The following is a 989-nucleotide window of genomic DNA, read 5'->3' on the forward strand; positions in this document are numbered from 1 at the left end:
TAGCGCGATGAATGGAGAGGTTCGGGTTTTGCGAGTGCCGTGAGAGCCCCCAAGTTGTTGCAATTTGCCAAATAGCGCTAGAGCTGTGCAGGATCACTGCAAGTTATTGTTTGCCGTCGTGCGCCCCACCTTTCGAAACGGCACTAGTATGAGAGGTAATGTAGGCTTTCCGGCAGTACTATATACCAATCGTCCGCATTCGGTTTTTCTAGCGGTATGCCCCTACGGACCAACGCGTTTGCTGCAGAGTTTCGGATCACGCGCCAAAACTCCGAAGAAATCAGCGCCTCATGCGACCAAACAGTATCAGGAGCGTCTTCTAGTGCCCGATCTATCTCCAGTATATCCGCGTCTAAATCATCGAGCGCCCCACCATCGCTGCCTCGACCCCAACTTTTGAAAACTACATCCCAATAGTAGGCCAGCCCTGAAGCAACATCATCGCAATCGTATCTATAGTCCCTAATTTGCTCGAGTGCTGGAAGGGAAAACAGTTGCAGCATATAGATCTGATGCGGTTTGAGGTTATTGTCGATCATTTCTGTCACCACCACAATGGAAGTTTTTCCACATTGACGAATCGGGTATTTTTGAACTGCTCTCGATACCGCTTATAGCCGTTGCCGTGTGCAACTATTTTACCGCGTGAAGTACTAACTACGATTCTCGGTGCACCTGCATGCTGAGATCCACCGCCGGGATTAACACGAATAGACTGTATGCGCCCACGAGATATGTCTACCACAGTCGCGTTTGAACTCCCCTTTCCAGGCCTAATACTGACGTCATATCCTGCCTTTCGGAATATTGCTCCGATCTCTTCTGGCGACTTACCCCATAGGCTTGCAGCCCCGCGTGTGTTTGCAAAGCTAGCAACTCTATTAGCTGCGTATTTTCGGGCGACAACACCGTATGCAGCATTTGCACCGACGTAACCCAACTTCGCGACAGCTCCAACGCCTGCCACAGTTGCCACAAAGTCATCACCA

Annotated in this window: 2 protein-coding genes; both read right to left on the reverse strand. The window is 50.4% G+C overall.

What is annotated here, in order from left to right; genetic code table 11:
• Positions 1 to 143: 143 nt before the first annotated feature.
• On the reverse strand, positions 144 to 539 hold the full coding sequence (locus FIL88_RS16575) for a hypothetical protein (protein ID WP_142854996.1): 396 nt from the start codon (positions 537 to 539) through the stop codon (positions 144 to 146).
• 5 nt (positions 540 to 544) lie between these two features.
• Positions 545 to 989: hypothetical protein (locus FIL88_RS16870; protein ID WP_221931181.1), on the reverse strand; the 445-nt coding region annotated here is incomplete at its 5' end.

The organism is Aliiroseovarius halocynthiae (genome assembly GCF_007004645.1).
GTDB lineage: Bacteria > Pseudomonadota > Alphaproteobacteria > Rhodobacterales > Rhodobacteraceae > Aliiroseovarius > Aliiroseovarius halocynthiae.